This window comes from Arthrobacter sp. efr-133-TYG-104, assembly GCF_030208915.1.
Classification (GTDB): Bacteria; Actinomycetota; Actinomycetes; order Actinomycetales; family Micrococcaceae; genus Arthrobacter.
On the sequence record NZ_JARVTA010000014.1, the window covers coordinates 19,658 to 42,522 of the forward strand.

Sequence of the window (22,865 nt, forward strand, 5' to 3'; positions counted from 1 at the left end):
GCGCTAAACTGTAGGCACTATGATCCGCACAATGTTCAAGTCCAAGATCCACCGCGCAACGGTGACCCATGCCGACCTCCACTACGTCGGCTCCGTCACTGTCGATCTGGACCTCTTGGAGGCGGCCGACATCCTTCCCGGTGAGCTCGTATCCATCGTGGATGTGACCAATGGCGCCCGCCTGGAGACCTACACCATTGCGGGCGAGCGCGGCTCCGGCGTGATCGGTATCAACGGTGCTGCCGCGCACATGGTCCATGTCGGCGACACGGTCATCCTCATTACCTATGCCGAGATGACCACGGAGGAAGCCAGGGCCTACCAACCCAAGGTCGTTCACGTGGGTGCAGATAACCACATCGTCCGGCTCGGCAATGATCCCGCTGAGGCGCACACGCCCGGGCTCCTCCGCCCGCCGCACGCCCTCAGCAACGCCGCCCAGCTCAGCTAGCTTTTTTGCACTAACTCCTGGTCCCGTAAGCGCGCCTGGTCCCGTAAGCGCGCCTCCAGGAGCAGTTCGGCTTCCACGTGGCGGGCAGCGTCGATTCCGCTCTCGATGGCGCCGTCGATGAACCCGCCCCACCCGTTGGCGTAGTCCGAGCCGGCAAGGCGTATCCGGCCTTCGGAGCGTTGCAGCTCGGTCAAACACTTTGTGAGGTAGCCCGTGTAATGCATGGGCCACGTGGACTGGGCAAACTGGTCCGCAACCCAGTCGTGCCCGGCTACGTCCAGCACCTCCAGGCCTGGGACCAGTGCGTCCACATGCCGTTGTGCTGCAGCGAGGTCATCCACGTCCACGGCCCCGGCGTCGGGACCGAAACCCACCAATATCGTGGATTCGTCGTCGATGTACTCGACCTGGAGGAAGTTCAAGGCGCCTGCCTCCGGCCCAAGGGCAACGAAGCGTTCGTGGCAACCCTTCACCTTGATCCACAGTTTGGCACCGCGGCCCGCTTGGCCTTTCGCCGCTGCTTTCCTTTTTACAGGGGACAGGGGCGGCTGGATGTCGATATCGTTCAACACGCTTAGAGGCAGGCCGAGAATGAGTTGCCGTGCTGCGTAAGTCTTTCCGCACGTGGTTGTCACGCGCACTTCATCGCGGTCCTGTCGAACCGAGAGGACCTGTTGGTTCAGTTGTAGCTCCGCCCTTGAGTCAGCGAGCATCGCATCTATCAAGCGACGGGTGCCCCCTTCGATCTTGAAACTGGCACATGCTTCAAACATGAGCTGCCAATCGCCACTGGCTACCGCGCACCAGCGCAACGCCTGCGTATACGCGGCCTCGTCAAGCCTGCCATTGAAGTTCAGCGTCCAGAAGGACCTCAGCAGTTGCCGCTGGTCCTCGGGGAGGGCAAGCCGGTCAATGGCCTCGGAGAGCGTGGTCCCGTCGATGGCGAGCACCTCCGTGTTGGTCAGCGGCTGCCAAGGCAGCGGGAAATAGCGGCGGGAGTCAGCCAAGAGCGCTCGGTTGGGAGCATCGAGCAACTCCGTCAACTGCTCAGCGGGCCCCTCGCGCCGCAGACCATCGGCCACCCAGAAAGCCTTGGTGAAATCCGGTCCAGGGACGGCCGGGATCCCGTATCGGCCCAGTTCTGCCCAGACATATGGCTGGGTCCAATGCACCCAGGTTCCGCCCAACTCGAGGTCGCGCCCGAGGCGTTCCTCCAGATAGGTTCGGCCGCCAATCCTATCCCTGGCCTCCAGCACGGTGGTGGTGTGACCGCGCTGTGACAGCTCGCGGGCCGCGGTGAGTCCGGCGAACCCGGCACCAATGATCAGCACATCGGAAGTTTCCACGCGCGTGCTCCTAGCTGTAAACGAAGAATTCGACCGTGGGCTCAAGGACCGCCCATCGCGTCATGGCGCCTTTGGACAGGGACGCCATGGAACCTGCAGTGAGTTCGAAGGTCTCACCACGCGTGACATCGATGCGGAGGTGGCCCGAAATGATGTAAATTGTTTCGTCCTGGTCGATGGGGAGGTCAAACGGCTCAGGCGCTTGCTCAGGGGTGACTTTCCAGATACCGCTGCTGAGCGAATCGTTGCCGTCATCACCGGGACGGCGGAGCCATTGGACGCTTCCAAGCTCAAAAGGGTCGAAGCCTGTCTGGTCGAGGTGGGCGTGAAAAACTTGGGCCATGGGGTACTCCTGTCATCGGGAACCACGCTCAGCGCTTACGCGTGTCCTGTGGGTAGTTGGTGGTGTTCAGGATGCTGAGTCTTGAATCGAACGGCAGGCTAACCGGTTCTCCGGTCGGATTGTCCCAACCAAACATGCGCCCAATAGATCGTTTTTCGCTGAGGTCTATCAGGAGCACCGCTTCCACGGTCATGACCTTTTCGGTCCAAAAGAAGATGTACAAATCCTCCGCAACGTCCCACACCATGCAGCGATCCGTGTCAGCCAACCCGGCCTCTCCACCGCGGACGCAGTGCCATGTGAAGGTGCCTTGGTTCAGGTAGATGTGCTCGTAGGATTCGACGTCGCTGTAGCGGTAGAAAATCCGCTTTCCTACTAATGCCGAAGACCGTTGGTGCACCGTGGGGTGTCCGTTGATGTTCGTATGCGTGAAGTCTGTTGAGGCGCGCACGCTCCCCTTGGATGGCGTGAACTTGGAGACGGCCGTGGTGAGCGCACCGTTGGTGCGGTCAAAGATGATGGTGACATTTTCGGCGTCGGCACCCTGTCCGCGGACGAAGTCGATAATGAAAATGCCCTCGCGGGCCTCAATCGCCTTATAGGCGGCAGTCCCTCCCGAACTTCCTTCCGACCAGGAGAGGGTATCCGGGGTCTGAAACGCGTATTCGATGTGGGAACCGTCAGGTGTTTCCTGCGAGATCTTCGTATTGACCAGTGCAGGCGAGGCAGGCAGCGTCTGGTCGCCAAATCCGTCCACCATAGTGGAGACGGGCGGCCACTCTTCTTCTGGAACGTAGTCTTGGAGAGCTGTGGTAGTCATGCGTGGTCCTTTCGGGATGTCAGACGATTTCTGCTGCGTAGTTGATGGTTGGTTTTTGAGCTCCGCGGACCATACCTGCGATGAAGAACAGCGGGATACCGAGGAGCAGCCATCGGGCTACCCCTCCCGCCCCTCCGAGCAGGGCGTCGTAGTTGTCCAAAGTCAGGTAGGCGACCACCACAAAGGCCAGAAGCGACAGGGCCGGCGCGATGGTGGTGACCCAGAGGTTGTCCCTCAGCCCTGATCTGGCGAAGTACACCAGGATGGCCGCTGAGGTCAGAAGCAGGATGGAAATGAAGCCCGCTGTGCCCAGGGCCACGAACCAGGCGAAGACCGTTGCCATCGGATCGGCGCCGGCGATGAGGAAAGCGCTGATCACTACCAGGACGACCAAAGAGTTGACCAGGCCGGCGAAAGACGGCGCACCTGACCGGGAAACCGAGGACAACTTGGCCGGAAGTGATCCCGCGCGCCCAAGAGCGAAGAGATACCGGGAGAACATGTTGGCCAATCCCAGGAGCATTGCGATAAAGCTTGTGACCACCAGCACCTGCATGGCGATGCTCAGCCACGAGCCCGCACTGGCGGCAGCGAGGTCGAAGATCATGCCGGAGGGGTTTTCGGTTGCCGCCGCTTGGATCCCGTCAATTCCGATCGAACCACTGATGGCCCATGTGGACACCGCGTAGAAGACGCCCACAAACGCAATGACCAGATAGGCGGCGCGCGGGATGGTGCGACGCGGATTCTTTGCCTCCTCGGCGAACACCACCGTGGCTTCAAAACTGGTGAAGCAGGCGAAGGCGAACAGCAGTGAGATGCCTAGGCCCGGGCCTACGATGCTTCCCGCCGTGAACCCTGCGAACGTAAAGATGCCGATGCCTTTTTGGGCGATGAGGGAGGCGATCAGTGCGGCAACCACCAGGGTTTCGCCAAGAATTAGGACGCCCAAAACCCTAAGGCTGGCATCCACGCCTTTCATGGTCAGGAACGTAGTGAGCGCCAGGACGGCCACGATCCAAAAGTAGACAGGTACTGCGAGGCCCGTGAGGCCTTGGACCAACTGGGCAGCGAAAACGCCAAACTGCGACCATAGACCAATTTGCAGGCTGAGGTACGTGAGGATGGCTATGCCGGCCCCGCCTGTGGCCCACTTAACTCCGAGTCCTTTGGCTATGTAGGCCACGAATCCGCCAGCGTTTGTGATGTGCTGGCTCATTCGGAGATATCCCACTGAAAAGAGGGCTACCAGGAGGGCGGCAATGACGTAGACCACCGGGGTTCCGGGGCCGCTCGCCGCGAAGATCACCGGACTTGCTCCCACGACGGCGGCCATGGGCGCCGCTGCGGCGATGGCGAAGAAGGCTATGGCGATGACGCCAAGCTTGTTTGCCCCGAGCCGCGCGTTGCTGCTGCTACGGGAAGGCTGTGCAGATTGAGTTTCGGCCGGAGCCGCTGTGGTGGGGCTGGGTTCGTTCATGAGGCTGTTCTTTCCGAAATGCAGTGGCTCCATCGCCAGTGCGGAGGGATAGGGTGCCTACGCCCACGGTCACTTCCGGGGCGTCAAGGCTGAAGCTGCTCTTGATGTGCGGCTAGTGATGCCGGCCACACTCAGAACTATACGTTTGTATAGTTCTGAGTGTCAAGAGTGGGTGTGCTGCCGCCGATAGACTCACTTCATGGCTCAGGAATCACACCGGTTGCCGTACGGAGACGGACGGGACGCCCTCTTGTCTGCCGTGGTGGAGGTGGTAGCGGAAAAAGGCCTGCGCGGGGCGACCTACAGATCGGTCGCAGCGCGTGCCGGTGTCAACCATGCCCTGGTCACGCACCACTTTGGCTCCATGGAGGGCCTTCTGGTAGCCACGATGGAGTGGTCCGTCCGGCGGTCCATTCAAGAAACCGGACTGACCGGCGTCGCGGACTTTGAGGGCAACTTCGCAGATTCACTCATCGAGAGCGTTTCTGCCGAACCGGAACTTCAGCTGTTCCAGTTTGAGATGATCCTCGAATCACGGCGCAACCCCCGCATCCGTGCCATGGTGGAGCATTTGTACGCGAGTTACGTCGAAACCGTTGAGGATGCCCTGAAGCGCCGCGGTTTGGATACGGGCAACGAAGCATCCCTCGCGATATTTGCCGCACTCGACGGGCTGATGCTGCAGTTCGTCACTTTTGGCAACCCCGCCAAGATCAGGGCGGCGGTAAGCCAGGTGGGCCAAATGGTTTCCGTCCTCGGCCCGGCTAACGGGGCCGCTGGAGAGCCCACCGTTCATTGACCCCAGTGTCCGCATAACGGGACACCACCGTGAAAACGCTTACTCGCCGCCCAGGACTGATTAGGCTGGAAGTCGTGACCCGTCGATTCCCTGCCCCTTCGCCGCTGCGATGATCGGCGTCCTCTCGGGTTTTTTCGTAGTGTGGGCCATCATTCTGGTGGGCATGTTCGTTGGCCGCCGCGGGATTTTGGGCGAGAACGCACGCTCGGTCCTGAGTTCCCTGACATTCTTCGTTGCCAGCCCGGCGCTGTTGTTCGAGACCCTGAGTAAAGCCAACCTGCACGACGTCTTCGCTGCCCCTCTTCTTGTCACTGCGGTGGGCGCTGTGATCACCGGCCTGATCTTCTTCCTGATCGTGAAGTTCTGGCTGGGGCGCACCATGCCTGAGGCCCTGATGTCCTCCATGAGTGCATCCTTGGCCAACTCGGCAAACCTCGGCATCCCCATCGCGGTTTTTGTCCTGGGCGATGCCAGTTACGTGGCGCCCCTGCTTATTTTCCAACTGGCCTTCTACACACCGATGTACCTGATGGCCCTCGACGCCAGCACCAGCGCCCACCGCACCACTCCCCTGCGCTTCCTGCTGATGATCGTCAGGAATCCGATGATTGTGGGCTCTGCGCTGGGCCTGGTCGCGGCCGGCACGGGATTCCAGGTTCCCTCGCTCATCCTTGAACCGATCCACCTGATAGGTGGGGCCGCGATCCCGGCCATGCTGATGTCCTTTGGCATGAGCCTGAACAGCTCCAAACCACTTCAGAGGGACGCCGGACGCCGGACGGACACCCTGTTGGCAAGCGGCTTCAAGCTGGTGGTCCACCCCTTGGTGGCATATCTCTTTGCCAGGTTCGCCCTGGGCATTGACGGGCATGCACTCTTCGCCGTGGTGGTGACATCGGCGTTGCCCACGGCCCAGAACGTGTTCGTGGCCGCGAACCGCTACCAGGCCGGGCTCACGGTAGCCAAGGACACGGTGCTCATCACCACGGTTGTGGCAGTGCCCGCAATGATCGTGGTGGCCCTGCTTCTGACATAAACGCCGCCCCCAAGTTGGCCTATTCGACGTCGGCCCGGGCCAGGTAGTGGTCCAGGAGTTGCGCGCAGCGGATGAAGCCCAGATGCGAGTACGCCTGCGGGTGGTTCCCCAAGTGGGTTTCCGTGGAAGGATCATATTCCTCGGGCAGCAAACCGGTGGGTCCGAACAACGCCACCAACTGGTTGAACAACTCCAAGGCATCGTCCAAACGGCCAACAGCGAGGTAGGCCTCGATCAGCCACGTGGTGCAGATGTGGAACCCGCCCTCCAACCCCGGCAGGCCGTCGTCGTACCTGTAACGGAAAACCGTAGGCCCCACGCGTAAATCCCGCTCAACTGCGGTCACGGTGTCCAGGAAACGTTGGTCCTGGACATCCAGGAGCCCGGACAACCCGATGTGCAGGACGGCGGCGTCGAGGTCGGGACTGTCGTACGCAACGGTGTACGACGCAGCAGAATTGTCCCAACCCTCGTGGAGGACTTGTTCCCGGATAGTCACCGCCGTGGACGCCCAGTCGGCGTGCGCCTCGCGGCCGTGCAGGGCTGCGGCGCGGACAGCCCTGTCCAGGGTCACCCAGCACATGACCTTGGTATAAACGTGGTGGCGCGGCGCGCGGCGGGCTTCCCAGATGCCGTGATCCGGTTCATGCCAGCGGGCAATGACTGCGTGGGCCATCTGCTCCATGAGGAACCAGTGCTCGTCCGGCATGAACCCGCGGCGCTCGGCCAAATCATGGATCAGTTCGGCAATGGGCCCAAACACGTCCAATTGCACTTGGTGGTCCGCGGCGTTCCCGATCCGCACCGGCCGCGACCCGGCATAGCCGGGCAGGCTCTCCACAATCGCCTCGGTGGACAGCGGAGCGCCTGTCACTGAGTAGAGCGGATGCAGCCACTCAGGCCCGGGCGCATCCTCCAGGATGCGTCCCAACCAGCTCAAAAACCCGTCGGCTTCATGCGTGGAGCCAAGGCTGACCAAGGCGTTGACGGTCATGGACCCATCCCGCAGCCAGCAGTACCGGTAGTCCCAATTCCTCGTTCCGCCGACGCCTTCGGGCAGGGACGTGGTGGGCGCCGCAAGTACAGCGCCCGTGGGCTCATGAACCAGCGACTTCAGCACCAGCGCCGAACGGCGCACCAGCGACGGTTTCATGCTGGGAAGCTGGAGCGTCTTGACCCACTCCCGCGCAACCTGCCCGACGGCGGCCCGCCGGTGGGGTTCTCCGTCGGGGTCCGCGCGGGGCGGCTCGGTGTCACCGCAGCGCAGGTTCAGGACCACAGGACCCGCGTAGAGAGGAACGTCGGCCGTCGCAGTGGCATGCTTGCCGTCACTGGTGACGCGGAAGGTAACTCCCGGTGCGGAGAGGATGATCGGGTCGGAGGTCCCCACTACATGGACCTCGTCGCCGCGGATTTCCATGCTGAAGGGCGCGCTGGCGTAGTCCGGCCGTGGCGCGAAGACCACCCGGGCCGTACCAGTCCCGGAGAGCACGCGGACCAAGCTGGTGATACCTTCCGGAGCAGGTTCCAGGTAGTCCGTCACCGTGACATCAGCCCAACGGGTCTCCACGATCATGGTGTTGTCCACGTATCGCTGGGCAAGCACGGGCGACGTCTTCACGGGTTCGATGCTGAAGTGCCCGGCCGGATCCCCACCAAGGATGTGGGCAAACAGTGAGCCCGAGTCAGGTAACGGATGGCTCATCCAACAGATTTTCGCATCCGGAGTGAGCAACGCCGTGGAGCTCCCGTTGCCGATCATGGAATGCCGTTCAAGACCTACCGCGTCTTCGCCGAACAACCACGCCCGGCGCATCTCGAACAACAAGGCCAGCACCCGCGCAAAGGCCTCCGGGTCCGGGATGGTGTGTGCCGCCGTCGTATTCCCCGATCCGACGTGAAGGCCGAGGTCGGGACCCCGAAGGGTGGCGAGCGCCTTCTCGTCGCTTTCGGCATCACCGGCGTAAAGAGCCGCGCTCACGCCCAGGCTCGCTCGAAGCTGTTCCAGGGCGCGGCCCTTGGCTGGCTCCTCCACCGTCAGGTCCAGCACAGTGCCGTCCACGATGAAGAACAATCCGAATTCCATGGCGATCTGTTGGGCACGATAGATGACGCGTTCCCTGACCTCCGGCGTCGCAGGCCGGGTGTGAACGCCGACGCCCACAGGCTTGCGCATGATCCTGATGCCCTTTTCAAAGGCGACGGCCTCGGTGAGGGCCGTTACCACCTCCTGAAGCAGCGCGTCCGTGGCCAAGGACTGGTTGTAGGCGTAACCCATGTCGAACTCGACGCCGTGCGAACCCACCAAATGAACTTCCGCGGGCAGCCTGGAGACCGCTGCCAGATCCCGCAAGGAGCGTCCGGAAATGACGGCCGTGTGGGTATTGGGCAACGCGGCCAAGGCCCGCAGTGCCACGGCTGCGCTGTCCAGTGGCAGGGTCTCGGTGGACACTCCTTCGGCTGAGCACAGGGTGCCGCCGTAGTTACAGGCCACAAGCAGACCTGGAACACGGGACAGGACCCTTAGCTCGGCGAGCAACTCCGGGGTTATTCCCTGATCCGCATTCGACTGGACGAACGTCCGCAGCAATCCCAATGGCAGGGACTTCATGAGCAGTGCGGAGGCCGCGACTGTTTGGTTCAGCGGTGTGGGCATAGCGAATCCTTCCGGTGCGGACTATCCCAGTGTCCGCCCGGCCGGTTTCGCTTGTATAGCTCCGCCGTTGCGAATGCGTTACCGACTTACGCTGGGAGACTTACGCCGGGACCAGCCCGGTAACCTCCGCTACGAGTTCCACGGACCGGAGCCGCTCTTCGGTTCCTGTGCTTTGGTGGGCAACAATGAGCTCATCAGCGTCCGCGTGCCGGGCGAATTCGTCCAGGTAATCGCGCACCACCTCCGGTGTGCCCACGGCCGAGTACTTCATCATCTGGGCAATGTGCTGGCCCTGCGGGGAGTCCAGGACCATGTCCGCCTCGTCATCAGTGAACTCCCGGCCGCCACCAAAGAACAAGGAGACGCGGGCGCGCTTCACAGCGAGGTGGATGGCCTGGGCCTCCGCGTTGTTGTCCGCTGCGGTGACGTTCACGCCAGCGATGACGTGCGGCTCTGACAACTGGGCGGATGGTTTGAAGTCGCGGCGATAGATCGCCACGGCGTCCCGCAGTGCGGCAGGGGCAAAGTGTGAAGCGAACGCATACGGCAGCCCCAGCTGTGCGGCCAGTTGGGCTCCAAAGAGCGAAGACCCCAGGATATACAGCGGCACGTTGGTGCCTTTACCCGGCGTCGCCTCAACACCCTGGATGCGGGTGGGTCCGGTCAGGTAACCCTGCAACTCGAGAACGTCCTGCGGGAAGGTGTCGGCGGCCATGTGGTCCCGGCGCAAGGCACGCATAGTGTTCTGGTCACTGCCGGGAGCGCGTCCCAAACCGAGATCGATCCGCCCCGGGTGAAGGGTCTCCAAGGTGCCGAACTGCTCTGCAATGGTCAACGGGGAGTGGTTGGGCAGCATAATGCCGCCTGCCCCCAGGCGGATGCTCTTGGTGTGCGCGGCAACATGGGCGATCAGTACGCTCGTGGCCGATGAAGCGATAGCGGACATGTTGTGGTGCTCGGCGTACCACACACGGCGGTATCCCAGCTCCTCGGCTTTCTGCGCCATGGCAACGCTGCCCGCAAGGCTTTCCCCTGCCGTCTGGCCCTTTCCGATGGTCGCCAGGTCGAGGATGGAAAGAGGAACAGTCACGGGGAATGCCTTTCGGTACGTTTCGCGGCCCAGCGCTTTGCTTAGCGGGCACTTAATCGACAACGACGGCGGCACCCGCCTTATTTCTGTGAGTTGCGTCGCGCTTGGGTTACCTCTGTTTCCCGGGACGGTTTTATGACGTTGCCCGACCTCCGATTAACCGCTGTGACCCCTTGTATCCCAGCGTTTCAGAGCGCTTTGACCCTCCTTTAGGGTCTGCCGGATAGTTGCAGCCACAAGCACGCATCAGAGATAACTTAGGGGTTTACATGGCACGTTTCGCAGCCAGGACCGGCGTCACCGCAGCGCTGGCCGCCACTGCTCTTCTGGGCCTCGCGGCCTGCTCGGATCCAAGCGCGACGGCGGCAGCCGGGCCGGCGGCCTCGGCGCCGAACGCTTCAGCCAGCTCAACTGCGCGAGCCTTCAACCTGACACCGCAACAGGACCGGATCAAGATCAGTGTTGATTCGGCGGCTGCGGCCCTGGTACCGGACGCCATCAAGGCAGACGGCAAACTGACGGTGGCCTCCACCGGCGGCACACCGCCGCTGACGTTGTTCGCCACGGACAACAAGACCCTTATCGGCAACGAGGTGGACCTCGCCTACGCGATTGGCGAGACCCTCGGCCTGCAGGTGGAAGTAGTCCCCGCGGCGTGGGCCGACTGGCCGCTCGGCGTCGAATCCGGGAAGTACGAGGCAGTCCTGTCCAACGTCACGGTCACCGAAGCCCGCAAGGAAAAGTTCGACTTTGCTACCTACCGCAACGATCTTTTGGGCTTCTACGCCAAGTCCGACTCCGGTATTTCCAGCATCAAGGAAGCCAAGGACGTGGCGGGCAAGCGGATCATCGTGGGCTCCGGCACCAACCAGGAGGCTATCCTGATCCGTTGGGACCAGGAAAACAAGAAGAACGGCTTGAAGCCGGTCGACTTCCAGTATTACGACGACGACTCCGCCTCCCAGCTCGCCCTGCAGTCCGGGCGCGCGGACCTGACCTTTGGCCCCAACGCTTCCGCGGCCTACAAAGCGGCCAAGGACGGCAAGACCAAGCAGGTGGGTACCCTCAACGGCGGCTGGCCGCTGCAGGCTGACATCGCTTTCACCACCAAGAAGGGCAACGGCTTGGCGGCCGCTGCACAGGCTGCGATCAACCATCTGATCAAAGACGGCGATTACGGCAAGATCCTTGACCATTGGGGGCTTTCTTCCGAGGCCATTCCCGCCTCTGAACTGAACCCGGCCGGCCTGCCTAAGTCCTAGGCCCGCACCTTGAGTGGCAGGCCTGTACCCGAAGTGGCAGGCCGTTAAAAGTGGGATGGGTCGGTGTTGGCGCCGCAGAGAACTACCGCAACGGTCTCGCCGTCGTGCGGCTGATAGGTCCGTGAAAGCAGGGCCGCGTAGGCAGCTGCGGCACCATGTTCCACCACTATCCGGTATTCCTCCCACAGGGAACGCCTGGCGTCGATGATGTCCTGGTCGGTGACCAGGACGCTCCGGACGCCGGTGCGACGCGCGACGCCAAAGCCGATCTCGCCAATGCGACGGGCACCCAGGGAATCCGCGGCGATTCCGGACACCGCCACATCCACGGGCCCACCCTGCGTCAAGGCCGTGTGCAGGGTCGGGACCGTCTCAGGTTCGACGCCGACAACACGCGCTTTGCCCTCTGCCGCCGCTGCGATGCCGCCCATCAGCCCGCCTCCGCCGACAGCGACGAGGATAGTGTCGACGTCGGGCAGTTCGTCCAGCAGCTCAAGGCCCACACCCCCGGCACCTGCAACAATTTCCGGCTGATCGTAGGCATGGCAGTAAACCGCGCCCTTGTCTTCGGAAAAGCGAATGGCCGCAGCGTAGGCTTCGGCGTACTCGGCCCCACCTTGGACTACCCGGGCACCAATGGCGTACAGCTTGTGGACCTTGTTGGCTGGCGCGGATTCCGGGACGAAGACGGTGGCGGGGACTCCCAGCTTGGCGGCAGCATAGGCGTTGGCCAGGCCGGCGTTGCCACCGGAGGCGACCACAATGCCGATCTCGGGGTCCAGCTCGCCATTTTCCCGGGCTGACAGCAGGCGGTTGAACGCACCGCGGGCCTTGAAGGAGCCGGTGTGCTGCATGTACTCGCACTTGAACCAAAGGTTGTAGGGCTCCCGGTTGCCGCTCTCGGCCAAGGGCGTGTGGCGGACCCAGCCTGCCGTCCGTGAGTAAGCCGCTTCCACTTCTTCGCGCGTGACCATCCGTGCACCTTTCGTCCGACTTTCATCCTAGGGTGCCTTGGAGCGGCTGTGCAGACCCGCGGACTAGGCTTGTTCCCATGCCAGACTTCACCCGCCGCCCCGCCGTAGCCACCGACGCCGCCTGGATCGCCGAGCTCAGGGCAGTGGTGATGCGTCCGGACCTGGAGCGGCTGGATCGGTATGACCCTGTGCGAGTCCGCGAGCGCTTCCTCAACGGTTTCCAACCGGAGCACGCCTATGTGATCCACACCGATGGCGTCGATGCGGGGGTGATTGCGGTTCGTCCTGAGCCGGACGCGCGGTGGGTTGAGCACTTCTATGTGGCCCCGGCGCATCAGGGCAAAGGGCTCGGCAGCGCGGTGCTTCGGCACGTCATGGAAGCTTCCGTGGATGAGCGACCCTTCCGATTGGATGTCCTCCAAGGAAGCGCCGCCCGCCGTCTCTATGAAAAGCATGGGTTCGTGCTGGAATCCGAGGATCCGATCGACATCTTCATGGTGGCGCCCGCAGCGCCCGTGAGCATTCCGCCGAAAGTACGGTAGCCTCATCAGCTACACCACCGGCGCCGACATCACAGCCCTGTACGGGCCCTACGGACCCATCAGCAACGGCTGGGACATCTTCAGTTAATTTCTCTAGCTGCCCTGACGACTACAGCGGCTGGCCCCACACAGTCATGTGAAGGTTCAGCGTCCCGCGCGAGGGGTCGCTGAACTGGGCACGAGTCCGGCCCGCCGGCGTCGCAGGCAAGGAATTCTGCTGGATCATTCCCCGGTTCAAGGAGAAAAGCCCGCGTGGCGGCTGGCCTCCAAACCTGCGACGAAGGAATGATCCAGCAAAAGTCTTCAGCCACTCCCTCACGAAGCCTGCACCGGCCCTTCTGACCGCACCGGTGTCTCCAAGCCCAGGTTTTCGCGCAGGGTGGCGCCCCGGTATTCGGTGGGGTACACGCCGCGTTCCTGGAGTTCGGGGACCAGGTGGTTCACGATGTCGTCCAAGCCGGTGGGGATGAGCCACGGTGAAATGTTGAAGCCATCCACGGCCCCGACGCGGGCATACTCGGCGAGGTGGTCGGCCACTGCGGTGTAAGAGCCGGTGAACGTGGCATCCACCCTGGCGGTGCGGGAAGTCACGAATTGCCGGATGGACAGGCCCTTGTCCTTGGCCTCAGCGCGCCACTGATCTGCCAGCTGCCGGGCCTTGGCTCCGTGGAAGCCACTGCCGCGGGTTTCGGAGGTCTCCTCGACCACGGGGGCGATCTCGGGAAGCGGGCCATCGGGATCGTAAGAGGAAAGCTCGCGACCCCAGAACTGCTCCAGGTATGCGAGAGCCTGCTGGGGACCGATCTGCAAACTGCGGACCCAGGCCTTCTTCTCCTGGGCTTCGTGGTCGGTGGCGGCCAGGATGAACTCGCTGGCCGGCATGATCTTCACAGCATTGGCACCCCGGCCAGCCTCCAGAGAGCGGGTAACGATGTCTCGGCGGAACTCCACGGCGTCATCGAGCTTTGGGTGCGCCGAGAAGATCACGTCAGCTTGGCGGGCAGCAAAATCGCGGCCTTCCGGGGAGTCGCCGGCTTGGAAAAGCACGGGGCGGTATTGGGCGCTGCGCGGCAGGCGGGGTGTGACGTCCACGGTGTAGTGCTGGCCCTCGTGACGGACGGGGCGGGCTGGCCCGGAGGGCGTCTCCCATGAATCCCATATGCGCTTGACCGTTTCAACAAATGCCTCAGCGTGCTTGTAACGGTCAGCATGGTCCAGGTACCCACCTCGGCGGAAGTTCGCTCCGGTCCACGCGTTGTCCGTGGTGACGATGTTCCAGGCGGCGCGGCCCGCTGAGATCAAATCCAGCGAGGACAGCCGATGCGCCAGGTCTGCGGGATCGTTGTACGTGGTGTTTTGGGTGGCAACCAGGCCGATGTTTCGGGTGACGGCGGCGAGCGCAGCGAGCATGGTCTGCGCGTCCGGGCGTCCTACCACGTCCAGGGCATGCGGCCGTCCCAGATGTTCGCGCAGGCGCAGCCCCTCGCCGAGGAAGAAAGCTGCAAACTTCCCGCGTTCGGCCGTCTGGACGATATGACGGAACGACTCGAAGTCGGTTTGCGAGCCCGACTCCGGAGCCTTCCAGATGGTGCCTGAGTTGACGCCTTGGAAGAAGATGCCGAACTGGATCTGCCCCGTGGGCTGGAAAACGTCGCGTGACATGGTGGTTCCTACTTTCCAGCCGCAGCGGCGGCGGTTATCGAATAGCGGTTTTCCGCCGGCGCCAAGCCCAGCACGTCGCGGAAGGTGCCGCCCTGGATGGGTGCCCGCAAAGCGCCCCGCCTGCGCAGTTCCGGGAGGACAAGGCGCGAAAGCTCCTCGAGCTCCACGTCCACAACACCCGGGTGGAGGCGAACGCCGTCGGCCTCCTTCAACAAGGCCTCAAGCAGATCGGTCAGGCCGGAGGCAGAACCGACAAAACGCGCATGTTCCGGCTCCGTTTGGGCGCAGGAAACCGCTGTCTCGCCGCGCGAGTCCAGAACGACGTCGAGCTCCGCAACAACCGCCACCGACGCACCGAGCCGGGCACGCACGTCCCGGACCTCGGCGGCAAGCAACTCCGGCGTGGGCGCGGAAACCAGTACAGCGTCCACGGCCTCGACCGGAACCAAGCCTTCCCCCACCAATGATGCTGCCGCCAGCACAGGCAACTGCCCCTGGAGCGGCCGGGGGATGATGGAGGGGCCCTTCACGGAATAGGGTGTGCCCCTGAAGTCGGCAGGCGTTTCGAAGTCGACGTAGTGCAGCTTGTCGACATCGATGTAACGGCCCGTGGCGACGTCGCGGATCACAGCGTCGTCCTCCCATGAGTCCCACAGGCGACGGCCCACCTCAATCGACGCGGCGGCCTCCTGGCCGAGCGCCGCACAGGTAACGAAGGAACGCCCGACAGCGGCAGCGGCCTCCGGTGACTCTGCTGCGGTCGCGATCCATCCGGCGCGCCCTCCGGACACGTAGTCCAGGCTCGCGAGCTGCGTGGAGATGTGGAACGGCTCGGTGTAAACGGTGTCCACTTCCGGAACCACAGCGATGGCACGGGTCACCGGTCCGGCAAACGCAGCGCGTTGCAGGGCGTTCACCCGGCCGGCTTGGGGCGAGTCCTTGAAAGTTGCCACATGGAAGCCGGCGGATTCTGCGGCGAGGACGGCAGCGGCGAGGTTCTCATACCCTGCTCCGTCGAGCTCAATGGCCAGGAACCCGGCTCGGTTGTTGTTGCTGCTCACTTCTGGTCCTGACGTTCGTAGGGCTTGAAAGTTCATGCGCCGGCCCCGAAGGTTGCTTCTGTGACGGTCTTGGATTCCGGCACAGCTTCTTCGGAAAGGCCCCAGCGTTCCAGGACCTTGCCGTAGGAGCCGTCCTTGATGGCGGAGTTCAGGGCGTCCGTGATGGCAGGAGCCAAGCCGTTGCCCTTCAGCGTGGTCGCTGCGACCAGCGTTTCAGACGGCCAACCGGCGTTGACCTTGCCAACCACCTTGAGGTCGTCCCGGGTGTTTTCGCGGTACGTCACCGACGGGTAGGGCGCCAGGTTCAGGTCCGTGCGGCCCGAGGAGAGCGCCAGGATGGTGTCGGCGTCGGAAGAGTAGTACTGGAGTGTGGCAGGCGCCCTTCCCTTCGCCTCAAGTGCCTTGTTCCACGCCAGCAGGATCTTCTCCTGGTTGGTGCCCGAGCCAACGGAGATTTTCAAGCCGGTTATGTCGTCCGGGCCCTTGATGTCGTAGCTGGCGCTCTTTTTGGCTTCGAAGCCCATGTACGCTGCGCGGTACGTGGAGAAATCGAAGAGTTTCACCCGTGCTGCGTTGATGCCCACGTTGGAGAAGACAGCTTCGAAGTCGCCCGACTGGGTCTTCAGCGGCCAGTTCTCCCACGATGTCACTTGAAGGTCCAGGGCGAGGCCGAGTTTGTCGGCCACGAGCTGGGCGATGTCCGCCTCAACGCCGATCGGCGTCTTGTCGTCCGTGGCATGGAAGGACAGCGGGATAGCGCCGGCGGTTGTCGCGACGGTCAGCTTTCCGTCCTTGGAGATGGCCGCGGGAACCTTGGCCGCGGCGGCTGCGTCCTTTTCATCGCGGATACGGTTCTGGTTTACGGAGGTGTTGTACACCACGCCGTTCTTCGCCGCTTGGGAGGCCGGTTTGGCGGCCGACGCACCGGGATCGGAGCACCCCGCCAGTGCAGCGAGCACGACGGCGGGAAGTACAGCAAGTGCCGGGAGCCGGGTTTTGCGTGCTGCGGCGAAACTGGTTTTGCGTGCTGCGGCGGGGATACGGGTGATGCGAAGCATGGAGGGTGTCCTAGATGTTGAAAGCCGGTTCGATGACTTTGGAGAAGAAGCTGCGGGTACGTTCCTCGCGAGGGTTGGTGAAGATCTCCTGCGGTGTGCCGGACTCGACAACCAGCCCGTTGTCCATGAAGACCACGGTGTCCGCGACATCCCGGGCGAAACCCATCTCGTGGGTAACCACGATCAATGTGGTGCCGGACTTGGCGAGTTCCCGGATGACGTCCAGGACCTCGTTGACAAGTTCAGGGTCCAACGCGGAGGTTGGCTCATCGAAGAGCAGGATCTTGGGATTCAGGGCGAGCGCCCGGGCAATCGCAACACGTTGTTGTTGGCCCCCGGAGAGCTGGCGGGGGTACGCGTGTGCCCGGTCCTTGAGACCCACCCGGTCCAGCAGTTCCAGTCCCCGCTTGCGTGCCTCCGCTTTGGAACGTCCCTGCGCCACGATAGGCGCTTCGATGACGTTCTCCAGCGCCGTGAGGTGCGGGAACAGGTTGAAGTTTTGGAACACCATGCCAATGTTGGTGCGCTGCTTGAGGATGTCCTTTTCGCGCAGCTCATGCAGCTTGTTTCCGCGGACTTCGTAGCCCACCAGGTCGCCGTCGATAGTGATGTAGCCGCCGTCCACCTTTTCCAGGTGGTTGATGGTGCGCAGCAGGGTGGACTTGCCCGAGCCGGAGGGGCCGACGATCACCGCAACGCCGCCGGGCGGCACGGATAGGGATACGCCTTTGAGGACTTCGGTTGCACCGAAGGACTTCCGGACGTTGGTGATGTCGACCTGGCCGCCGGAGGCTGTCCTGGAACCGACCAGCGGCGGAGCCAGGTGGCCGGCACCTGCCGAAGCGGCCGCCGTCGTCGATTCTTTGCGTGCAGCGGTGATGCTCATCGGGCGTCCTTCGTGGGAGAAGCGGCAACGTGGGTGGCGAAGAATTTCCGGGCCTTTTGCAGTGGCGTGAGTGGCAGGTTCCGCAAAGCGCCCTTGGAGAAATGGCGCTCGATGTAGTACTGGAAGACGCTGAGCACCGAGGTGATCACCACGTACCAGAGCGTGGCAACGAGCAGCAGCGGCAACACTTGCTGCGTCCGGTTGTAGATGACCTGGACGGTGTAGAAGAGCTCGGAGTAGGCCAGAACGTAAACGATCGAGGTGCCCTTGACCAGGCCGATGATCTCGTTGAAGGCGTTGGGCAAGATAGCGCGCATGGCCTGTGGGAGCACGATCCTCGTGGAGCGCTTCCAGGCCGGAATACCCAGCGCGGATGCGGCCTCCAGTTGGCCTTGGTCCACCGAAAGGATGCCGCCACGGATGATCTCCGCGGAGTACGCGGCCTGATTCAGGGTAAGTCCCAAGACTGCGGCGGCGAACTGGCTGATCAGCGTGGTGGTCTGCGCCTCGAAGAAGCGAACGTCCGTGAACGGTATGCCCACGCTGACTTTCTCGTAAAGGTAGCCAAGGTTGTACCAGAGCAGGAGCTGGACCAGCAGCGGCGTAGAGCGGAAGATCCAGGAGAACGTCCAAGACACCGAGACCAACAGCGGAGACGCGGATAGGCGCATGAGGGCCAGGATGAACCCGAGCACAAAGCCAAGGACACCGGAAATTGCCGTGAGCTTGAGGGTTTCGATCAGCCCGTTGACTACCGACTGAGCGGTGAACCATTCAGCCACCACGCCCCACTCCCAGCGGGGATTGGTCACCAAGGACCACGCGATCGCGGCGACGCCGGCAGCCACCACCACGGTGCCAACCCAACGCCATGGACGCCGGGCGGGGACCAGCTTGTACTCGGAGTAATCCGGGGTGGGCGGTGCAGTGTCCGCCGTGGCAGGCGATGCTAGTGCACTCATGCGCCACCTCATTTCAGATCGGTTGTTCGCTATCGGATGGCTGCCAATCTAGGGCCGCAGGAAAGCGCCCAGCAAGGCGGGAATTTGCACTTCTTCACCGGACTTAGCGTGACTTCTTGTAGCTTCCCGGAACGTCACACTTCGCTCCGGTGACCGCTGATTGCGTCCCTCTTTTGCGCTCATTGACGCGGCATGACGCGCAGTTAACGGCAGTTACCAGCTCCTCGACCAGCGCGGCCCATCCTTCCTACATTGGGTGCACCACCCTCCCTTTGCCAGGCCGTTCAGGAGATCCCATGCCGTCACGAGTTCCCGCCATCGCCTTCATCGGCGGCGGCCCGCGTACGGCTGGAGTCCTCGAAAGGCTTGCCGCCAACCGTCCGTCGTTGTTCGACGGTCCCTTGCACGTCCACGTCATCGAACCCCACCAGCCGGGGTCCGGGAGGATCTGGCGCTATGACCAGAGCCCGGGCCTGCTGCTGAACTCCACCGCGGCTGACGTCACCATGTTCACGGACGGTTCGGTGGTTTGCGACGGTCCCGCAGTGGACGGGCCGGGGCTTTCCACGTGGGCCGCGGGCGTGTTGGACGGCAGCATCCGGGACGTTCCGGTGCTGGAGCCGCATGTGCTCGAGCAGCTTCGCGCCCTCACACCCGCTTCCTTTCCTACGCGGCAGCTTCAGAGTAAGTACTTGGAGTGGTTCTTCCGCCGCGCCGTTTCGGCTCTGGGCACGGACGTCACAGTCACCGTGCATCGCGACACCGCAACCGCCGTTTCGCCTGCTTCAGCCTCGTCCGGCACCCATCGCGGGCACGACGACGGTACGCACCGCATCCGGTTGGCAACAGGTGCGGAGGTGGTTGCCGACGTCGTGGTTTACGCACTGGGCCACACCGATTCCCTGCCGGATGACGAGTCTGCCGGGCTCAGCGATTTCGCCGCCCGGCACGGCGGGTTCCATGCACCGCCGTCGTACACCACGGACGTGGACTACTCCGCTATTGGGGCTGGCCAGGACGTGATCGTCTCCGGTATGGGCCTGGCGTTCGTGGATCTGTTGGTGCTGTTGTTCGAGGGCCGCGGTGGCCGCTTTGAAGAGGGGCCCGACGGCGAACTCGCCTACCTGCCATCCGGAGCCGAACCGCGGGTCTGGGCAGGGTCACGACGAGGCGTGCCGTACCACTCCAAGATTTCCTCCACACTCCTCGGTGAGCCAGCCGCACGGCCCCGGTACTTTACGGCATCCGCCATAGAATCTTTGCTCGGCTCACATGCGGAACTCGACTTCCGTGCGCACTTGTGGCCGTTGATCGCCAAGGACGCGGGCTACGCATATTACCGCGAGCTCTTCACCGGCCATCCCTTCCGGGTACGGGGTACGTGGGCCAGTTTCGAGGCCCGGTTCGATGCCCTGGACTGGTACAGCCCCGGCCGCGAAGACCTGGTAGCCGCGTCTGTGCCTGATCCGGCATCGTGGCTGGACCTGGAAAGGCTGGACCACCCGCTGAGCGGTTGCGCTTTCTCCGATCACGGCGCGGTGCAGCGATCCGTGTCCGCGTATATCCAGCGCGACCTTGACCTGCGTACCAGCCCGGAGCACTCCGAAACTTTGGCGTTGTTCACTGCGCTTTTGTTTGTTTACATGGATCTGGGCCGGCTGGTTCCACAGGAGCGGTTGAATGCCCGCTCCCAGCAGGCGATCCATGGTTGGTGGCACGGCTTCTTCAGCTTTGTTGATTCCGGTCCCCCGGCGCACCGGCTCCGCGAGATGCTCGCGCTTCAGCGTGCCGGTTTCCTGAAATTCCTTGGGCCGGGCATGTGGGTGCGCGCGGACGAATCGGCTGGCCGGTTTGTGGCGGGCTCGTTCCAGTCACCTGTGGTGGTGGGCGCCGCTGCCTATATTGTGGCCCGGTTGCCTTCGGCCTCGGTGGAGCGTTCAGCGAATCCTGCGTTGACCGACCTGCACGACGCCGGACGAGGTACAGAACAGAGACTGCTCACCTCCGAGGGGACCCACTCAACCGGTAAACTTCTGGTCTCCGGGAATCACGAGGTCCTCTCCCCAGTTGGTACACCACAGAAGGGTTTGTTCGCGGTCGGTCCGTGGACGTCCGGTTGGGGCGCGGGAGCTTTCGCCCGTCCCAATACCAACGCTGCCCCCTTCCGGGAAAATGATGCTTTGGCTCGCCGGGTCCTGTCCACTATCGCCGCGGGTGCCGCATCCCGAGTCCCAGCAACCCAACTCGGGGACGCAACCACGAAAGGTTTGATATGACCACGACGCCTACCGTGCCGCCGTCGGGCCTTACCGTCCTCAGCCTGCCCATGGGCGACCCCCGCGTCCGGCCACTCCTGGATGAACTCGCCGTTGAATACGCCACACGATACGGAGACTTTTTCAGCAGCGGGGGCGCATCCGAGGAAATGAACAGGTACCCCGCCGAGGAATTTGAGGCCCCACATGGAGCGCTGATGATCATCCAGGAAGCGGGTGAATCGGTGGCCGGGGGCGCGTTCCGCCGCTACGACGAGGACACCGCGGAGCTCAAGCGGATCTGGACCCACTCGGCACACCGCCGCCGCGGGCTGGCACGCCGGGTGCTGACCGAACTTGAGGACGAGGCGCGACGTCGCGGGTACAGGAAGCTGTACCTGACCACCGGTCCGCGCCAGCCCGAAGCCAAGAATCTGTACCTCGCCACCGGCTACCAAGCACTGTTCGACCTCCATGAGGACCCCGAGAAAATCAAGCATCTGGCGTTCAGCAAGGATCTTGCACTGCCCAGCTAAGCTATGCCCATGGCCAACAAACCCACTGCTGAAAAACTCGCCACCATCCAGCAGGGGTACACCCTGCAAGGTGCCACCATTGAGCTGGGTGCCGCGATCGTGGACGACGTCGTCCACAAAGAAGCCCAGGTCCGGCTGCCCCTTGCCATGATGAACCGGCATGGCTTGGTGGCTGGCGCCACGGGCACAGGCAAGACGGTTACGCTGCACATGATGGCAGAACAGCTCTCGACGGCGGGGGTGCCGGTTTTCCTCGCGGACATCAAGGGTGATCTTTCCGGACTGGCGACGGCGGGCACCCCCAGTGAGAAGCTCACCGCTCGCACCGAATCCCTGGGCCAGCAGTGGCAAGCAAAGAACTTCCCCGTGGAATTCCTTTCCCTTGGCGGTGACGGCAACGGAATCCCGGTCCGTGCCACCATTTCTTCGTTCGGGCCCATCCTGCTCTCGCGCATCATGGACCTCAACGACACACAAGAGTCGAGCCTGCAGCTGATCTTTCACTTCGCGGACCAGCGACAACTCGAACTCGTAGACCTCAAGGACCTCCGCGCCGTCATCCAGTACCTCACCTCCGACGAGGGCAAAGCAGCACTGGAGGATCTCGGCGGACTCTCCAAGGCCACGGCCGGGGTGATCCTGCGTGAACTGGTCAACCTGGAAGCCCAGGGCATGGAGAAATTCTTTGGTGAACCGGAGTTCGATACCGCCGAGCTTCTGCGCACCGCCCCCGATGGCCGCGGCGTGGTCAGCTGCCTTGAGCTTCCCACCCTCCAGACCAAGCCGCTCCTGTTTTCCACCTTCCTCATGTGGCTCCTGGCGGACTTGTTCGAAGACCTCCCCGAAGCCGGCGACCTGGACAAGCCCAAACTCGTCTTTTTCCTCGACGAAGCCCACTTGCTGTTCAACGGCGCTTCCAAGGCGTTCCTCGAAGCCATCACCACCACGATCAGGCTCATCCGCTCCAAAGGCGTGGGCATCTTCTTCGTCACCCAAACACCCAAAGACGTACCGGCGGACGTCCTCGGGCAACTGGCCAACCGCGTGCAGCACGCACTCCGGGCCTTCACCCCTGAGGACGCCAAGGCGCTCAAAGCCACAGTCTCCACGTTCCCGGTCAGTGATTACGACCTCGAAAAAACCCTCACCTCGGCTGGGATCGGCGAGGCCGTCATCACAGTCATGAACGAGAAAGGCGCTCCCACCCCCGTGGCCCTGACGCGCCTGCGTGCCCCCGAATCTGTTATCGGACCCAGCGCAGATGACCTTGTCCGCAGTTCTGTGGCGGCATCCTCACTCCTGGCCAAGTACGGCACGGCAGTGGACAACATCTCCGCCTACGAGAAGCTCCGCGATCAAGATGCGGTGCCCACTGGCGACGCAGCCCCCGGGCAACCCCCGGTTCCGATATCTAACGAGCCCCTTCCGGCACCCTCCGCACCCCTTCCGGCACCCCTTCCCGAGCAGGCTTCGCCGCAGGAGGGTATGTTCGGTGACATTGCCGGCGCCCTCGGTGGTGTCCTGGGTGGAGGCCTGAAGAGCATGGCCCGTTCCATGGGCAATCAACTTGGCCGCGACCTCATGCGGGGCGTCTTCGGCACGTCCTCAAGGCGTCGCCGCTAGCCGTACTTTCCAGCCCGACGGCG

20 protein-coding genes are annotated in these 22,865 nt (G+C 63.1%); 8 read left to right on the plus strand and 12 right to left on the minus strand.

Features of this window, described 5'->3' with window-relative positions; translation table 11 throughout:
- The first annotated feature begins 19 nt into the window (after positions 1 to 19).
- A complete protein-coding gene (gene panD / locus QRN04_RS11670) occupies positions 20 to 451 on the plus strand; it encodes an aspartate 1-decarboxylase (protein ID WP_284976202.1) in 432 nt (143 codons plus the stop codon).
- On the opposite strand, the gene QRN04_RS11675 is transcribed toward panD, so the two are convergent.
- The 4 genes from QRN04_RS11675 to QRN04_RS11690 are packed head-to-tail and all read right to left on the minus strand — an operon-like array spanning position 448 to position 4,440.
- The gene (locus QRN04_RS11675) at positions 448 to 1,797 is read right to left on the minus strand and encodes a flavin monoamine oxidase family protein (protein ID WP_284976203.1); all 1,350 of its coding nucleotides are present in this window, start codon (positions 1,795 to 1,797) and stop codon (positions 448 to 450) included. The genes panD and QRN04_RS11675 overlap by 4 nt on opposite strands.
- A gap of 10 nt (positions 1,798 to 1,807) precedes the next feature.
- Positions 1,808 to 2,140 carry a cupin domain-containing protein gene (locus QRN04_RS11680; protein ID WP_284976204.1) on the minus strand — a complete coding sequence of 111 codons (333 nt, stop codon included), beginning with the start codon at positions 2,138 to 2,140 and terminating at the stop codon, positions 1,808 to 1,810.
- A 28-nt stretch (positions 2,141 to 2,168) separates the two neighbouring features.
- Entirely contained in the window at positions 2,169 to 2,960 is a 792-nt protein-coding gene (locus tag QRN04_RS11685) for a MoaF C-terminal domain-containing protein (RefSeq protein WP_284976205.1), read from the minus strand.
- A 19-nt stretch (positions 2,961 to 2,979) separates the two neighbouring features.
- Positions 2,980 to 4,440 carry an APC family permease gene (locus QRN04_RS11690; RefSeq protein WP_284976206.1) on the minus strand — a complete coding sequence of 487 codons (1,461 nt, stop codon included), beginning with the start codon at positions 4,438 to 4,440 and terminating at the stop codon, positions 2,980 to 2,982.
- A 199-nt stretch (positions 4,441 to 4,639) separates the two neighbouring features.
- On the opposite strand from QRN04_RS11690, the gene QRN04_RS11695 reads away from it, so the two are divergent.
- Together QRN04_RS11695 and QRN04_RS11700 are read left to right on the plus strand one after the other, a co-directional pair.
- Positions 4,640 to 5,239, plus strand: a complete 600-nt coding sequence (locus tag QRN04_RS11695) for a TetR/AcrR family transcriptional regulator (RefSeq protein WP_284976207.1) — start codon at positions 4,640 to 4,642, stop codon at positions 5,237 to 5,239.
- A gap of 109 nt (positions 5,240 to 5,348) precedes the next feature.
- Entirely contained in the window at positions 5,349 to 6,275 is a 927-nt protein-coding gene (locus QRN04_RS11700; protein WP_284976208.1) for an AEC family transporter, read from the plus strand.
- A gap of 19 nt (positions 6,276 to 6,294) precedes the next feature.
- Here the strand turns inward: QRN04_RS11700 and QRN04_RS11705 are convergent, their stop codons facing one another.
- Together QRN04_RS11705 and QRN04_RS11710 are read right to left on the minus strand one after the other, a co-directional pair.
- On the minus strand, positions 6,295 to 8,931 hold the full coding sequence (locus QRN04_RS11705; protein ID WP_284976209.1) for a trehalase-like domain-containing protein: 2,637 nt from the start codon (positions 8,929 to 8,931) through the stop codon (positions 6,295 to 6,297).
- A gap of 100 nt (positions 8,932 to 9,031) precedes the next feature.
- Positions 9,032 to 10,021, minus strand: a complete 990-nt coding sequence (locus tag QRN04_RS11710) for an LLM class flavin-dependent oxidoreductase (protein WP_284976210.1) — start codon at positions 10,019 to 10,021, stop codon at positions 9,032 to 9,034.
- A 269-nt stretch (positions 10,022 to 10,290) separates the two neighbouring features.
- Here QRN04_RS11710 and QRN04_RS11715 point away from each other — a divergent pair, with 269 nt between their 5' ends.
- Positions 10,291 to 11,283 (plus strand): ABC transporter substrate-binding protein, encoded by a 993-nt coding sequence (locus QRN04_RS11715; protein WP_284976211.1) that lies wholly within the window; start codon positions 10,291 to 10,293, stop codon positions 11,281 to 11,283.
- Between the two features lie 44 nt (positions 11,284 to 11,327).
- On the opposite strand, the gene QRN04_RS11720 is transcribed toward QRN04_RS11715, so the two are convergent.
- Entirely contained in the window at positions 11,328 to 12,257 is a 930-nt protein-coding gene (locus tag QRN04_RS11720) for a threonine/serine dehydratase (RefSeq protein ID WP_284976212.1), read from the minus strand.
- Between the two features lie 77 nt (positions 12,258 to 12,334).
- Between QRN04_RS11720 and QRN04_RS11725 the strand changes: the two genes are divergently transcribed.
- Positions 12,335 to 12,799: a GNAT family N-acetyltransferase gene (locus tag QRN04_RS11725; protein WP_284976213.1), complete on the plus strand. Its 465-nt coding sequence runs from the start codon at positions 12,335 to 12,337 to the stop codon at positions 12,797 to 12,799.
- A 315-nt stretch (positions 12,800 to 13,114) separates the two neighbouring features.
- Here QRN04_RS11725 and QRN04_RS11730 read toward each other — a convergent pair whose 3' ends face one another.
- From QRN04_RS11730 to QRN04_RS11750, 5 genes are read right to left on the minus strand one after another with little or no spacing between them, the layout of a single operon-like run.
- On the minus strand, positions 13,115 to 14,461 hold the full coding sequence (locus tag QRN04_RS11730; RefSeq protein WP_284976214.1) for an NtaA/DmoA family FMN-dependent monooxygenase: 1,347 nt from the start codon (positions 14,459 to 14,461) through the stop codon (positions 13,115 to 13,117).
- 8 nt (positions 14,462 to 14,469) lie between these two features.
- A complete protein-coding gene (locus QRN04_RS11735; RefSeq protein ID WP_502868792.1) occupies positions 14,470 to 15,558 on the minus strand; it encodes an LLM class flavin-dependent oxidoreductase in 1,089 nt (362 codons plus the stop codon).
- A complete protein-coding gene (locus tag QRN04_RS11740) occupies positions 15,555 to 16,580 on the minus strand; it encodes an ABC transporter substrate-binding protein (RefSeq protein WP_284976216.1) in 1,026 nt (341 codons plus the stop codon). The genes QRN04_RS11735 and QRN04_RS11740 overlap by 4 nt, the downstream gene beginning before the upstream one ends.
- Positions 16,581 to 16,590: 10 nt before the next feature.
- Positions 16,591 to 17,466 carry an amino acid ABC transporter ATP-binding protein gene (locus QRN04_RS11745; RefSeq protein ID WP_284976217.1) on the minus strand — a complete coding sequence of 292 codons (876 nt, stop codon included), beginning with the start codon at positions 17,464 to 17,466 and terminating at the stop codon, positions 16,591 to 16,593.
- Positions 17,463 to 18,428, minus strand: coding sequence for an amino acid ABC transporter permease (locus QRN04_RS11750; RefSeq protein WP_284976218.1), 966 nt, complete (start codon positions 18,426 to 18,428; stop codon positions 17,463 to 17,465). Before QRN04_RS11750 ends, QRN04_RS11745 begins: the two co-directional genes overlap by 4 nt.
- A 296-nt stretch (positions 18,429 to 18,724) precedes the next feature.
- Between QRN04_RS11750 and QRN04_RS11755 the strand changes: the two genes are divergently transcribed.
- Genes QRN04_RS11755 through QRN04_RS11765 form a run of 3 tightly spaced genes read left to right on the plus strand, consistent with a single transcriptional unit; the run spans position 18,725 to position 22,842 of the window.
- Positions 18,725 to 20,704 carry an FAD/NAD(P)-binding protein gene (locus tag QRN04_RS11755; RefSeq protein WP_284976219.1) on the plus strand — a complete coding sequence of 660 codons (1,980 nt, stop codon included), beginning with the start codon at positions 18,725 to 18,727 and terminating at the stop codon, positions 20,702 to 20,704.
- Positions 20,701 to 21,219, plus strand: coding sequence for a GNAT family N-acetyltransferase (locus tag QRN04_RS11760; protein ID WP_284976220.1), 519 nt, complete (start codon positions 20,701 to 20,703; stop codon positions 21,217 to 21,219). The genes QRN04_RS11755 and QRN04_RS11760 overlap by 4 nt, the downstream gene beginning before the upstream one ends.
- 9 nt (positions 21,220 to 21,228) lie before the next feature.
- The gene (locus QRN04_RS11765) at positions 21,229 to 22,842 is read left to right on the plus strand and encodes a helicase HerA-like domain-containing protein (protein ID WP_284976221.1); all 1,614 of its coding nucleotides are present in this window, start codon (positions 21,229 to 21,231) and stop codon (positions 22,840 to 22,842) included.
- The last annotated feature ends 23 nt before the right edge of the window (positions 22,843 to 22,865 follow it).